Source organism: Streptomyces sp. NPDC048290 (assembly GCF_040652095.1).
In the GTDB taxonomy this organism is placed as follows: Bacteria; Actinomycetota; Actinomycetes; order Streptomycetales; family Streptomycetaceae; genus Streptomyces.
On sequence record NZ_JBEZLM010000046.1, the window covers coordinates 18013 to 33015 of the forward strand.

The 15003-nt window shown below is 68.3% G+C and carries 2 protein-coding genes; both read right to left on the reverse strand.

Going from position 1 to position 15003, the window contains the following annotated elements:
• Positions 1-24: 24 nt before the first annotated feature.
• Entirely contained in the window at positions 25-483 is a 459-nt protein-coding gene (locus AB0D49_RS40725) for a hypothetical protein (RefSeq protein ID WP_362768988.1), read from the reverse strand.
• Positions 484-566: 83 nt separating this feature from the next.
• Positions 567-14987, reverse strand: coding sequence for a hypothetical protein (locus tag AB0D49_RS40730; protein ID WP_362768991.1), 14421 nt, complete (start codon positions 14985-14987; stop codon positions 567-569).
• Between the last annotated feature and the right edge of the window lie 16 nt (positions 14988-15003).

The window sequence follows — 15003 nt, forward strand, 5'->3', positions numbered from 1 at the left end:
GGCGGCTGGGCGGACTCGCGGACGTCATGGGGTCCAGAACGGCCCCGTGTCGTCGTCCGGCGGAGTGAGGATGAACTCGGCGGCTTGGCGCACGGTGTCCTCGTCCACCTCGGTGCCGGGGCCGCCCCGGTCGAGGATGTGCGCGAGCAGTCCCGCCTCGGGGGCGAGTCCGTACTCCCGCAGGTAGTAGGCGACGCTCTCGGTCCACACCCACAGGCCGTCGGTGCGGTAGCCGAGCGGGACGACCGCGCCCAGTCCGGGGGCGAGGACGTCGTCCATGAGGGCCGGGGTGAACAGCACCTCGTCGCCCGCCTCCAGAAAGGCGAGGATCTGCTCGCGCAGCTCGGGGTCGTCGATCAGGGGGTGCTCCGGGTCGAACCATGGCCCGCTCTCCGGGTCGGCGCCGTCGAAGACGGCCGCGAGCTGGAACGGGGGTGCCGGTGGGGCCGGGGCGTCGGTCGGGTCCGTGGTGCTGGCGGGCATGGCTCCTCCTGGGCCGGGGGCGGGGCCGTGCCTCCGGGTGGGCACGGCCCCGTACGGGGAACGGCGGTCGGGTGGGGGTCAGTTCACGAGGTGACCAGGGCCGGTGAGTGGCCGTAGGCGTAGAAGCGGGCGAGGGCGATCGCGTCGGCGGTGTCATGGGTGCCGTCGGGCTTCTTGGGGTGCCGGGCGAGGAACAGGGCGTACTGGACGCGCATCTGCTGTTCGGGGGTGAACTTGGTGAAGTCGATCCCGTACAGCGGATGCCCCGGCAGCAGTTTCGAGGTGTTGGAGAACATCCTCCACTGCATGGTGACTCCGATGTGCTCGGTGTCGTCGACGAGCTGGCGCGACAGCTCCATGTAGCGGTAGGGCACCTGGGCGGCGAGGCTGGCGTTGTACGGCAGGCTCTGGCGTTCTGCCGGGTCGGTGGTACCCGTGCCCAGCTGGGTGTCCCGGCCCTCGATGTTGGTCCGGCCGGCCTTGAGGTTGCGGACGGCGCTGTAGTGCTTCTGGAAGATGTCGGCCGCCTCGGGGCTGTCGGGCGGTGTGCCGTTCATGATCATGCGGATGAGCCGCCGTTCCTGCTGGATCAGGTCCAGGACCGCCATCAGCCGGTCCTGGTGGCCGCTCGGCTGGTGCTTGGCCTGCTCCAGCTTCGACACGAGCAGCTCGATCTGGGACTCGCTGCTGCCGGAGTACATCAGTGTCGGCAGCGCCTTGAGCACGGAATGCGCCGCCCCGATGGTGTGGTTGGCGTCGATCGCGCCGTTCTCCTGCACCGCCAGCTTGCCGATCCAGTCCTGCACCTCCCGGACATGGGTCTGGTACTGGGTGACCCGCTTGGCGCCCAGGAGCCGGTCCGTCGGCCAGCCCACGAGTTTCTGGACGAACGAGTTCCACTGCTGGGGTGCGGCGGGGTTGTGGGAGGCCGCCATGCTGCTGGTGGACATCTCGTAGCCGGACGTCCACAGCCGGGAGGACACCACCGTCCGGAGGTTGTTGAAGTGCGCCGCGTTCTCGTCGCCCGCGTGGCGCTCCGCCGCTTCCCGCACCCACCGGTCGAAGTGGAACGTCTGCCAGAAGTCGTGGCCGTTGAGAGGGGTGCTGACCCATCGGTATCCGGTGATGCTGCTCAGCGTCAGATCCGACCTGCTGTCGTTACCGCCCACCACGAAGACCGAGAGGCTGGCGCGCTGGGTGATCCTCTGGCGCGTGTTCGACATGAACTGTTCCGGCAGATCGGTCAGCTTGCTGAGATCCTGGAGTATCCGGTCGAATCTCGCCTTCAGCTCGTCCGCGGTGATCCTGTTCTGCTTCACCAGGTCGGCACCGAAGAGGAGCTGGGCCTCGGCCTGGACCTCCAGTTCACTCCGGGCGCTGTTGGCCACGTTGAACCGCTGATCCTCGGTCAGCGGGGGCTGGTCCCGCTGCGACCCGTCGTTCTCCTGCTCGGTCTTGCGCTGCTCGTCGGCGAGGTACTTCTGCCACATGGACTCGGCGAGGTCGGCCCGTACCTGGGCCAGCCGGGTCTTCTCGGCGTCCTTGGCCGCCTTGGTGGTGTCGGGTCCGAAGGCGGAGGTGATGAAGCGTTCGATGTACGCCAGCATCCGGAAGTCGTGTCCGCGCATGATGGTCCCGTCCTCGACGCCCGTCATCAGCAGGTCGGCGGAGAGCAGGTCGAGGACCGTGCGCGCCTTGGCCAGTTTCTCCTGCGGAGTGGCGTCGGCCATCTGGGCGAGGGCGTCCACCAGCGCGAGGACCTTGATCTCGTTCTCGGTGAACTCGCCTGCGAAGAGCTTCCTGTTCTCCGCGATCTCCAGTTGGATCTTCTTGTACCGCCATCCTTCGGGGTGCACGGCGCCGGCGTCGGAGACGACTTGCCGGAACCGGCGATGACGGGTCTCCGGGTCCGCGTGCTTCTCCTTGTCCAGCGCGTCCATGGTGATCTTCATGGTGGTGACCGTGTTGTAGCCGCGCATGGACCTTTTGCGCAGGTCCTCGTACTCCTCGGTCACCCGGTGCGTTCTCCCGAGCAGGGCTTGCATGTACTGCTGCAACTGGTCGTGCTGCACCTCGTAGGACGCGATGGCGTTGTTCAGCTCCTCGCGCAGCAGGGCGACCTCCGGCACGGAGTCCAGCGCGTCGAGAATGTCGGGTGCCGACTCGTCACCGGACGGGGCTTCGGCCGTGTCCAGGTCCGCGAGATGTGCCTTGATCAGCCCCATGGTCATGTCACGGTCGTACTGCGCGTGCTCCAGTACGGTGTCCGCTTTCGCGGCGGCGGACTTCCAGTCCGTGGGCGCGTCGGCGCCGCCCTTGGCGAGGAACTGGTTCCAGACGATCCGCGTGTTCACGGCCGTGAGCCGGACGATCGCCAGGTCCGCCTGGCGCGGGGTCAGGAACGTGGTGGTGGGGTCCTCGGGATCGCGGGGCCGGGACAGTTCGGTGGCGATCTCGCCGATGGTGGCCGCCATGGCCACGGCGTCGTCCTTGCTCATCAGCCCCTTGCCCACGAGTTCCGGAAGGTTCCGGGCGACGGTGCCGGCGTCCAACTGGAAGTCCTGCGCGGTGTAGGAGTCCTGCTGGGCGCCCTGCTTGGCCTGGGCGATCCGGAACTGGGCCCGGAGCACCTCGACGGCCTTGGTCATCGTGTCGGACGGGCCGTCGAGGGACTGGGTGAGGTGGTTGATCCGGTGCTCGGCGGCGGCGAAGTCCGTGGTGTGCTGGAGCACCTCCCATCCGGAGGTGAGCAGGTTCATGACGCGGGTCTTCTGGTAGGGCTCCGGTATCCGCCCGTCGTACTTCCGCTTTGCCGTCATCGCCTGGAACAGCGCCTTGTCGTCGTCGAAGAGGCGGCCACGGTGGAACTCGGTCTCGGTGTCCGTGTCGGTGTCGGAGAGCGGGCTCAGCCAGAGTGCGGCGAAGCCCTTCTTGATGTCCTGGAGCACCTTCCTGGTGGCCTTCTGGTCCTGGTCCGGGTTTTCCGTCCAGTACTGGTCCGCCAGGTCGTAGAGGTCCGTGAGCGTCGTCGGCTGGAGTGCGCGGGGCCCGGTGCGCGGGGCCGGGCGCTGCGGGGTACTGACGGTCTCCGGAACGTCCTGGGTGTTCTGGGTCGTCTCGGTGGTCCCGGTGCTCCGGATGGGCTGGACGGGCTGGGCGGGCTGGACGGGCTGCTGCGTGTCGGCCGGTGGCCGGGACTGCCCGCGGATCGGCACGCTGGTCTGTACGGGGCGGCCGGTCGTGGGGGTGGTGCTGGACAGGGAGGGGAAGTTCTGCTCGTTCACGAGCAGTTGGCGGGCGGTCTCGGCCTCCTGGGCGGCCCTCACCTCGGCGGCGTGGTCCTGCATCGCCTTGATCCAGGGGTTCTGCCTGGTCTGGACGCCCGGTTTCGTCATCAACGGGTAGAAGTAGAGCAGCTTGCCGTTCTTGGTGACACCACCGATCCCGTTCCCCCATCGGTCCGTCGCCCGGAAGGTGCCGTCGGCCGGGATCTTCCCTTCCCGGGCCATCTGGCGCAGGGAGGCGGACACCACCTTCCAGGTCATGCCGGGGCCGAAGAACGTGTGCAGCGGCTTGGTCCACACGAACGGGTGCCGCGCCTTCGGACCCGGAGCCAGACGCGCCGGGAAGACCCCGTTCCAGGTGGGGTTCTCCTGGCTGTTCTCGTACCGCGGGTCCGGCATCACATGGATCTCGTCGCCCCTTCCCGGGTCGACGATGTGATAGCCCTTCAGCTCGTAGGTCGCTGTCGCCGGGTCGAAGCGGTAGTGACCGCGGATCATGTGGAACACGGCCTCACCGACTTCGACGCCGTCCTCGGTGAGCCGGGGCGACTCGTCTGGCCCCTCCGGGGTGTCGGTGAGCGTCATCACGGTCTCGACCTGGTCGCCCAGTGCCCGCAGATCGGCGTCGAGGGAGCGGGACGGCCGGTTCGTGGCCCGCACGTCACCGGCGCCGGAGTTGCCGCCGGTCCCTGTCGTCCCGGAGTTCGCGGGGTCCGTCAGGCCCCGTTCCAGTACGTCGGTGGCGTCGGTGGTGGTCGGGGGCGGGTTCGGGTTCGGGGGCAGAGGTGGGTTCGGGTTCGGGGGCGGGGCAGGTATGTCCAGCCCGAAGAAGTAGCGGGCCAGGGCCGTCGCGGGGCCGGTGTCGTGGTTCGTGTTCGACAGCGGGTTGCGGCCGAGGAGCAACGCGAACTTCAGGCGTTGCTGCTTGCTGTAGCTGAGCAAGTCGAGGTTCAGCCCGTACAGCGGGTGCTCGGCACCGTACTTCTTCCTGTCCGTGAACACCTTCCACTGATCCTCAAGGTACTTGTGCAGGGGGTCGGAGAGGCTGGCGAGCTTCAGTTCGACGTAGCGCAGGTTCAGCGCGGCGGCGTTGTAGGCCCTGGTCTTCAGATGAGCGATGTCAGAGCCGCTGGTGTAGTCGGGCATCAGATAGCTGCTCTGATGCGCCAGACCCACGCCGCTGCTGACCGCCTTCAGCACGGTCGAGCTGTGCTCCTGGAACAGCAGCACAGACTCCATGGTCACCTCCGACTTGCCGTCCAGCACGAAGGAGATCACCCGCTGTTCCGCCTCGATCAGTTCCAGTACGGCCCTGAGCTGTTTCTGGTAGCCGTGGTCCTGCTGCGCGGCCTGCTCCAGCTTCTTGATCAGCAGGGTGGCCTCGGGGCCGAGGTCGCCACGGGCCAGGAGGACGGGCAGCGCCTTGAGGACGGCATGGGCACCTTGGATGGCGGTCGTGCCGTTCAGTGCGCCGTTCTGCTCCACCGCCAGCTTCGCGGTCCAGAACTGGATCGTCTTGATGTGCTCGCGGGCCGCGGCGGCCCGGTCCTTGTGCGAGACCCGGGGCGTCGGCCAGCCGTCCACCGCCTCGAAAGCGGTCTGCCAGGTCGGCGAGTTGTTGTAGTCGGAGGCCTGCATGCTGGTGAGCGAGAGGTCCTTGCCGTTCCAGGCGTCCCGCGCGTTCGTGTTGCGCAGCTCGTTGAGGCTCTTGGTGAGGTCCGGGTTCTTCCCGTCGTCCATCGTGGCGAGCTGGCGCAGCCATCTGTCCAGGTACATGGGCTGCCACTGGGAGTAGATCCCGTACGGCGTGGTCGACCAGTTCTGACCGTAGGACACGGCGGTCTTCACACCTGACGCGAAGTCCTGCGCCAACGGAATCTTTGATACGTAGATCCTGTTCTTGATCTTCTTTTCCGTGTCGCTGACGTCGACCTTGTAGAAGGCGCCCCACTCCTTCAAGTGCCCCATGAGGTCGAAGAATCTACGGTTCAGATCGTTCGTGGTGATCTGACCGTTCTTCACCGCTTCGATCCCGAAGAGCAGCTGGATCTCCGCGTTCCTCTGGACGTCCATGGTGAAGGTCACCTGCTGATAGGGGGTGAGGGTGGGTTCCTCCGCCTCGCTGATCTTCGACTTGTTGCGCTTGCTCTTTCCCTTGTTCTGCCTCTCCTTGGCGGCCTTCGCCTCCTTCGCGAGCCTCGCCTCCTTCGCCTTGGTGGCCGCTTCCGCCTTCGTCGCCCGGTCGGCCCTCTCCAGCATCGTCGTGGTTCCGTACTGCGCCCAGGTGCGCTGTGCGTAGTCGGCGCTGAGGGTGGACAGCCGCTGGAGTTCGACGTCCTTGGCGTCGTCGGTGGCGTCCGGCCCGGTCGCCGTGGCGATATGGCGTTCGATGTTCCCGAGGAGCCGCCACACGTGCTCCGGGTAGATCAGGACTCCGTCCTCGCCCGCGATGACGGCGTCGAGGTCCAGCGCGTCGAGCACGGCACGGGCGTTCGGCAACGCGTCCGCTCTGGTGCTGTCACCCATGCGCGCGGCGGCGTCCAGCAGGGTGAGCAGCTTGGCCTCGGTATCCGTGATCTGGTCCCCGAGCGAATTCCTCGTCTGCTCGATATTGCGGTGCATCCACTCATATCGGAAGTTCTCGCGAGCGACCCGGGCCGCGTCGGAGATGTGCTTCGTCATGAGGGTGGACCTGATCTTGGAGTCGCCCTGGAGCTTCGCCGGGATCAGCAGGGCGTGATTGCTCTTCGCCACCGAGACCAGGGACTTGACCTCGCTCGCCTGCGTGATGATCGCGTTGTGCGCTTCCGCCTCGTGTTCGCTGTAGTGCAGGGTGGCGATGAATTTCAGCAGGTTGTCGGCCTGCTCGTCGAACAGTTCCACCGCGATGGCCCGCTCCTGGAGCAGCCGGGTGAACTCGGCTGACTGCCCCGGGTCCTGCCGCAGCGACAGAAGCAGCGGGAACATCAGGTCACGCTCGAAGGTCAACTGCCTGCTGAGGACGTCGAGGTACTTCATCGCGGCGGCCGAGCTGTTCAGCACCGTCTGCTTCGACCTCGTCCCGGCCATGAACGCGCCCCATTCGATGCGCTGGGGCACCATCGCGAGTTTCACGGCCGCCTGGTCCGCCTGGTCCTGGGTGAGCCAGGGGTCGCCGGTCGTGTTGTCGGAGGTGGGCTGTGCCAGGTCGTTGGCCATCTGCACAAGGGCGAGGCTGTGGTCCTGGGCCTCGTCGCCGGTGAGCATCTTCCGCCGCACCATGCCGGGCAGGTTGCGGGCGATGGTGTCGACGTCCGTCTGGAACTGCGTGACAGTGGTCTGCGGCGGCTGTGGACCCCTCAGGGCCCGCACGATCCGCACCTCGGCCTCCAGGACGTCCAGCGCCCGGTTCATGTCGTCGGTCGGCTTGCTGACCGAGTGGCGCAGATGCCGGACACGGTTGTCGAAGGCGTCCACGTCGGTGCCGCTGTCCTTCAGCACGGTCCACCCGGCGACCAGCAGCGTCCGGGCCCGGTTCCAGAGCTGGTCCGACGGTACCTTCCCGTCGTACGTCGGTGCCTGGGCCATCATCTCGATGAGTGCGCTGTCGTCGTCGAAGAGGACACCGTGCTGGAAGTCCAGCTCGCTCTTCTTACCGCCACCGGCGACGATGCCCCCGAGGGTCAGCTCCCCGAAGCCGTCGCGGACCCGGGTGCTGACGTCCTGCCCGGCCTGCTTGTCCCGGACGGGGCCGTTCCGCCAGTAGTCGTCCACCAGGTCGTAGAGCGACGTGAGCGTCACGGGTACCGGCTCGGTCGGCGCCGTCGTGATCGTCCCGGAGCCGGGCGTGTCCTCGGTCGGCTCGGTCAGCACTGTCGTGGTCGGCCCGGAGTCGGGGATGTCCTCCGTCAGCACGGTCGAGGTCGGCCCGGAGTCCGGGGTGTCCTCGGCCGGCTCGGACGACGGCATGTCCTGCGGCGTGGTCGGGGACACCGATCCCGGCGAGGGGACCTCGGCCGGGGCCGGGGTCACGGGGAGCGCGGGCGGTTCCGTGGTGCCGGGGAGGTCCGGGGCAGTCGGCTGGCCGGAGACGCTGGATGTGACCGGGGCGCTGGACGTGGGCAGCCCGGGGAAGTTCTCGGTCGTCATGGCCAGTTGCTGGGCCGCGAGCGCGTCGGCCATGGCCTTCAGCTCCGCCTCGTGGTCCAGTTGGGCCGCGATCCAGGGGTTGTCCCTGGTCGTGACGCCCTGCGGTGTGACATAGGGGTAGAAGTACCGCAGCCGCCCGTTCTTGGTGACACCGGCGAGGCCGTTGCCCCACTGGTCGGTCACCCGGAACGAGCCGTTGTGCGGGATCTTTCCGTCGTCGACCAGTTCGAGCAGCGTGTTGTACACCACCGGCCAGGTCATGAACGTGCCGAAGAACGTGTGCTCCCGCTTGTGCCAGACGAAGCGGTAGGGAGAGTTCGGCCCGGGGGACAGCTTGGCGTGGAAGACACCGTTCCAGGAAGGGCTGGCCATGGTGTCCGCGAAGTCGGGGTCGTCCTCGGACCTGACCTCATCGGTCCAGTCGGGGTTGTAGAGGTGGTAGCCCTTCAGCTCCCAGTAGCCCGTCTCCTCGTTGAACACATAGTGGCCCTCGGTGACATGAGTCATCGCCACCACCTGATTGGCCCCGGCCCTGGTGAGCGGCGGCTGCTGGCTCGTCTCGCCCCGCTCCAGCGGTTCGGTCGGCGCGTCGTCCATGTCCTCCGATTCGGACAGGCCGTCCGTCGGCGTCTCCTGGAGGCTGTCGCGGGCGGACGAGTCCTCGTCCACCTCGGTCAGGCTGGACATCAGGTCGAACAGGCCGCTGAACCGGGAGTCGACGCCGCCGCGCGAGCCGGTCCCCTCGTCCGGGTCGAGCAGCGTGGTGCCGCTGTTCGCGCGGGTCGGGGTGTTCCCCGAGAACATGCTGCCGCCGCTGTTCGCGCTGTTCATCCGGGCGGCGCTCGTGGTGCGGCGGGACCGCGGCGGTGTGCCGCCACTGTTCGCGCGGCCCGAGCCGGACGGTCGACGGCGACTGTTCGTCGGGGCGCGCAGGGCCGCGACGAGGTCCCCGATCCTGGCCTGGTAGGCGTTGACGTCCTTCGCAGCCTCGATCAGCCGGTGCACGTCGCCGTCGGTGAGCCCCGCCAGATCCGGGGCGGCGTTGCGCACCCGGCGCAGGACGTTGGTCAGCGAGGGAAAATCACGGTCCATCAGATGCCACATCGAGCGCACCGCTCGCAGCCCCGCCATGTCCACCGGGGCGTCGATCCGGGCGAGCAGGGCGGTGAAGGTGAACACCTTCGCCTGGTCCTGCTGGGACACCGGCTCGCCCCGGCGCTTGTCCAGCACGTCACGGACGACGTTCCGCAGCCCGTCCGCGTTGGCCCGCCGCCGTCCCTCCTGCTGCCGGACGACGTCGAACAGTTGTCGTGCGACGCGCAGGTTCTCCATGTTCCGCTTCCAGGGGAGGCTGCGCAGTGACTCGCCGAGCCACGCCAGCCGGGTCACCTGGTCGCCCTGGTCCTCCGGTCCTTCGCCCTGGAAGACCTCGCGGGCCAGCGTGACGAGTGCCTCGTCGTCGGAGGTGTCGTCCGTCAGGCCGAACTGCTGCCGGGCGAGTCCGGCCAGCTCACGGCGCGCCGCCGCCAGGCCACCCGTCGACTGGGGCCTCGGTGTCGCTGCGGGGTCCTCCGGCGACTCGGACCGGTTCGTCCGGGTGCGGCCCGCGCGGCGCGGGCTGGGGATGACCGGTGTCGTCGTGGAGGGCTGTGTGGGGTCGGTGGAGTCGGTGGAGTCAGTGGCGTCGTCGGTGTCGGTCCGGTTTTCGGTGTCGGTCCGGTCGTCGGTGTCGGTCCGGTCGTCGCTATCGGTCGGCTCGACGTTCTCGCTCGTGTCGTCGGACGCGTCGGGCTCGTCCGTGTCGGCGGGGAGGTCGGGCTCGACCGGATCGACCTGGTCGTCGGACGCGTCGGACTCGTCCCTGTCAGCACGCAGCGCAGGATCGACCGGGTCGACCGGGTCATCGGACGTGTCGGGTTCCTGGGCGAATCGCCGCAGCCATTCGTCCGCGTAGCTGGCGTCGAGCCCGACGTCCTCGGCCTCGGTGCGGACCGTGTTCCGTACCGCCTCCTGGTCGGTGTCCGTCGTCGACCGGTAGGCGTCGCGGGCCCGCTCGTACGCCTGCTGGTAGGTCTGGGAGAAGCCCAGCAGTGCGGTGTGCACCTGTTCCTCGGTCAGCTTGCGGAGGGCGGCGAGGACGGGCAGGGGCGTGGAGTCGCTGCCCTTCGGGCCGCGGAAGGCCAGGATGGCGAGGACGGTCGCGGTGCCGACCGTGCTCACGCCCGCCGGGTACTGCGGGGCCCGGTCGCGTTCCTCCTGGTACCGGGGGTTCTTCCAGCCCTCGCTGATGTCCTCGTAGCTGCGGAAGCCACGGGACGGAGGAGTCACCGGGGTCTCGTCGGACTCGCCGTCCTGATCGCTGGTCTCGGAGGTGACGGAGGCGGGCTTCTTCAGCACGGGCGGCGGCTGGTCGGGGTCCAGGAGGACCCAGGTGGGCAGCCAGTCCTGGTGGTCGGAGAGCTGGTTGACGCTCACCTCCACACCGCCGTCCGTACCCGTCGGCTGCACCCAGCCCACCGGCGCGACGACCTTGACGTGCTTGCCGCCCGCCTTCGCGAAGGCCATGGCGGGGGTGTCGGAGAAGTCGGCGACCAGTTCGCCGTCGACCTCCTTGATGGTCGGGGTGCCCGCGTGGTGCGTGGCCAGCACGACGGTGTCTCCGCCGTCCTCCAGCAGATCACGGACCGCTGGGTCGTTCTTGACCTCCTCCATGGTGAGGTTCACGTTGTCGGACGTGTCCTGGCTGCTCGGATTGGGGATCTGCACGCCCTTCCCGTGCCAGCTCATGTCCAGGAACGCCGCCTTGTTCCCGCCGAGCACCGCGGCCAGCGAGGTGGACGGCTGGACCTGCTTGCGGAAGATCGCGTCACCACGGTGGCGCAGGGAGAGTCCGGCGCTGAACGAATCGGGCGCCACGGAGATCGTGGCCCGCTGGTTCGAGGGGTCCTCGATGAGCTGGTAGCGCTGGTCTCCCGGGGTGCCCTTGTCCGCGCGCACCCCGACGTTTCCCCTGGGCGAGACCTGGGTGCGGCGGGCGGTCGCGTAGAGCCTGACGTCCGGGGACTGCTCCTCGGTGTGTTCGGGCCCGAGATTGAGGTACTGGCGGAGCTGGGGGCCGGTCATCGGGGAGGGCAGGTCGCTGTCCTCCATCGTGCGGCAGGCGACCAGTACGACATACAGCGGCTCCTTCGCCGTGAACGCCTTCTGCGCGGCGGCCGTGGCCTCGGGCACCTGCTGGAGCAGTTCGGCGAGGTGCTGCGGGGAGACCGTCGCATGGCCCGGCTTCTCACCGCCGGGGACCAGCGACGGCTGGGTCAGCGCCGCCATGAATCGCTGCGCACCGCCGTGGGTGTCGATGAACAGGACGTGCTGGTCCCGCCAGTCCGCGTCGGTGGCGTCCTCGATGTGCCACTCGGTGGACTTCCCGTCGTTGACGACCGAGTACGTGACGACGGACCGGGTGTCGGTCTCGGAGAGCCGCTGCGAACCGTACAGCTCGGCGTCTCCGAACAGGGAGAGCACGGTGACCTTCGGCGACGGATGATCGATCTCGGTGAACCGGACGACATCGGGGCCGGCCGAACTTCGGCCGTTCTCCATCTCCTTGGCCCGGTCCACGGCACGGCTCAGATCGACATCACCGCCCTGCTCACCCTCGCGGACCAGATGCGCGATCTCGATGACGCGCTGGTGGTGCTCCATGTGCTGCTGGTCGGTGAGAAGCCGGCGCATGATTCCCTGGGTACTGGGGAGGACCATGTCCCTCGGCCGGATCTTCTGGTGTGAGGGGTGGAAGGTGTCCATCAGGGTCCGAGCTCGCTGGAGGAGGGGCGTCGCCTCCTCCGCGTCGAGCAAGGACAGTTCGTACTCACGCGCGTAGTGGTCGGCCAGGTAGGTGACCGCGTCCGCCGACATGTTCAGGGCGACCAGGGTCAGCCGGTTGATGATCGCGTCCGTCACATCGTCCGGGGCCTGCGACCAAAGATGGGGATAGATAAGAGCGCCACCGGCACGCAGGGCCTCTTCGACGGCGTCCACCTCCGCCGCGTCGGTGGCGCGCAGATCGTCCAGGTACTGCTGGTCCTCGGCGGCGTTGCGGAGCAGGGTGTCCAGGGAGAACCGCGGCGCCTGAGGCTGGGGCCCGGACCTATCGTTCTGGTCGGTCGGTGTGACGGGGGTGTCGGTCGCCTCGGTGGTTGCGTCGGCGTCCCGCTGACCGGTCCGGCCTCGCTGGTCCCGCCGGTCCGGGGAGGTGTCCGTGCTCCGGTTCGAAGGCGGTGGTGTGTTCCTCCCCGGCGAACCGTTCTGTCCGCGCTCCCGCGCGTCCGAGTCCCGGTCCGGGTCGGGACGGTCGTGCCCGTCCGGGTTGTCGTCGTCGCCGGGCTGGTCGCTGCGGTCCCAGTCCGCCACCAGGCGGTCGAAGAACTCCGCCCGGCGCGGTGCCTTCGCACGCAGCGTGTCCGGGGCGAGGAAGTACTGCTGGGCCGTCTCGGCGAGGTCGTCGGCCGCACTGGCGTTGCTCTTCGCGCCGAACGGCTTCTCACCGGCCGTGTTGAGCGCGCCGTCGGTGTCGAAGGTGCCGACCTGGGCGGTGAAGGCGTCCAGTTCGGAGGCCAGTTGCTGGGCGATGCGCGGTGCCGCCCGCAGCACCGACTCGCTTCTGCCGCGTACGAAGGCACCGGGGTGACGGGCCGCCAGCTCCCGGATGGCAGCCGCGTGCCGAGGCCGTTCGGCCATGAACTGTTCGGTCCGCATCAGATAGGACCGGATGGACGCCACGAAGTCGGCTTCCGGGGTCGTCGCACCGTGCGGCGGCTCCACACCCTCGCCCAGGACCGGGCGGCCGTCGGCGTCCCAGGTGCCGAAGGCGGAGGTGAACTCGGGCAGCGCGTACGACAGCAGGCCGTGGGCGAGGGCGCGGACCGTCGCGCCCTCGGTCTCCTGGGCGTCCGGGCCGGTCCCGTCCCCGCCGGAGGGATCGGCGTAGAGGTTGAGGGTTCGGTGAGAGGCGATGTACTGGCTGGTCTCCGGGGTGCCGAGGAAGCCGTTCCCCGTGGTCACCGCGCCGAGCGTGGTGACCTCCTGCTCGGTGCCGGATCGGTTGGAGGTCTGGCGTTGTGCGCCGAGCAGCGGGGCGAAGTGCTCCAGTGCGGCGTTCACGCCCTGGATCTCGGTGTCGGTGAGCGCCCGGTCGCGGACCTGGGCGCGGTTCTCCGGGGAGAGTCGGGGGTTGGTCTCCAGCGCCGCCGTGACGCCGGCCTGCGAGTCGAGGGTGAGGCCGAAACGGTCCTGGAGGGAGGACAGGACCGCGGCCGGGGTGCCCGCGGGCTGCACCTGGTCGTCCCCGTTCTCGTCCAGATCCTCGTTTAGGTTCTGGTCCAGGTCCTCGTCCAGGTCCTCGTCCAGGTCCTCATCGACGTCCTGGTCGCTGTCGCCGACCTCGCTCTCCGGCCCGAAGTGCACGATGTCGTAGGTGTCCTCGACGGTCGCCCACTCGGTGACCGGCGGAAGGCTGGAGAGGGCACCGGAGCCCTGATCCGCGGGTTTCGGAGGGGTGGTCGGCTTGGATGTGCCGTCCGTCGAGTTCAGGTCGACGCTCTCCAGCTCCTCCTGGGACATCACCAGCTCGACCTCCTTCGGCACCGGCTGGAGTGTCTGGGGGGCCTTCGATTCGCCGGCGACACCCACGGGAAGGATCGCGAAAGTCTTGGTGAACCGGTACGACCCGTCCTTCCCACGCCGTTCGGCGATCTCCCACTCGTTCACGTCATGGAGCACAGGAGTGCCGCTCTGGGAGATGGAGACCTTGGGTGTGCCGGCCAGGAACTGGCCCGGCTCCAGGCTCCCCTTCTTGGCCGCGAGCCACAGCGTGCCGAGCGGGTACTGCATGTCGCTCTTCTCACCCCGCGTGGCCAGCAGCTCCATCACCCGGAAGACGAAGGGGCGGTTGAGCGCGCCGATCCCGCAGTTGAGCAAGGTCAACCGCATCGTGCCGTCCCAGCCGCTGTTGTCCAGCAGGGCGTTGACCATGCGTTCGGCGGTGATCAGGTTGCCCTGGGAGTCGATCGGGCGCCCCTGCTTGTCGGTGTCGGAGATCAGCAGGAACGTGTTGTCCGTATTGGCGGGCAGCCGCCGGAAGGCATTGCGGCTCTGCAGGTCGCGTGCGTGCTTGCCATTGAGATCGCCGAAGTACAGACCCGGCCGGTCCGAGCCGAGGTCGGTGAGCTTGGTGGCCGGTGTGCTGTTTCCGAAGCGCATGACGTCGTATGCGTCGGTGCCCTCAGGCGGGTTCGGGAAGACCTCTCCGGTGCTGAGGCCGGTGATGTCCAGCGGCTTCGCGTTGTCCTCGCGGGCCAGCTCGGGCAACGTCCGCTTGTAGCTGAACTGCAGCTCTTCGGACACGTACGTGTTCTGCCAGCCTTGCATCTGGGACAGTACGGGCTTGCCGGAGCTGTCGAAGTTGATCACCGAGTGGGCCGCGATATGGCCGGAGTCGGTGCTGCCCTTGCCGCCGATGAACCAGACGTCGGTCAGTGACGCGACGGCGTGACTGTCCACGCCCGCCTGCATCAGACCGAGCTGCACATCCTGCACGAGGGAGGAGCTGATGTTCGCGAGGTTGCTGTTGAGGAAGACCAGGCTGCTCTCCCGGTCCCAGTCGCTCTTGTGCAGCAGGGTGTACACGATGTGGGCGGCGGGGATGAACTCCCCGCGGGAGTCCACGGGCAGCCCGGTGTCCGGGTCGGTGTCCGCCAGCAGGTAGTACACCTTCCCCCGGGTCTCCTGGCCGTCCTCCGTGCGCCCCTTGATCTCGCTCTGCGGGAGCCGCGCGAAGACGTTCAGCTCCTGCATCCGCTTGCCCTGCGCCGAGTCGACGCTGCCGAAGTACAGGCCCTGGACCGAGGCGCCCAGATCGGTCAGCTTGGTGCCGCGCAGGGCCGATTCCGCGATCTGCTCCTGGATCTCACGGGTGGCCTTGACCTCGGTGGCGTTGAAGTCGTCGATCACCTCGTTGCGCTCCTTGAGCGCCTGGAAGAACTCCTGGGCACGGGGGTCGGCGGAGTTCTCGTACAGATCCTTGAGCAACGGCACCAGGGGGTCGGTGGAC

Coding starts and splice junctions, on each gene's coding strand:
- AB0D49_RS40725 (WP_362768988.1), bottom strand. CDS start 483: ATGCCCGCCAGCACCACGGACCCGACCGACGCCCCGGCCCCACCGGCA.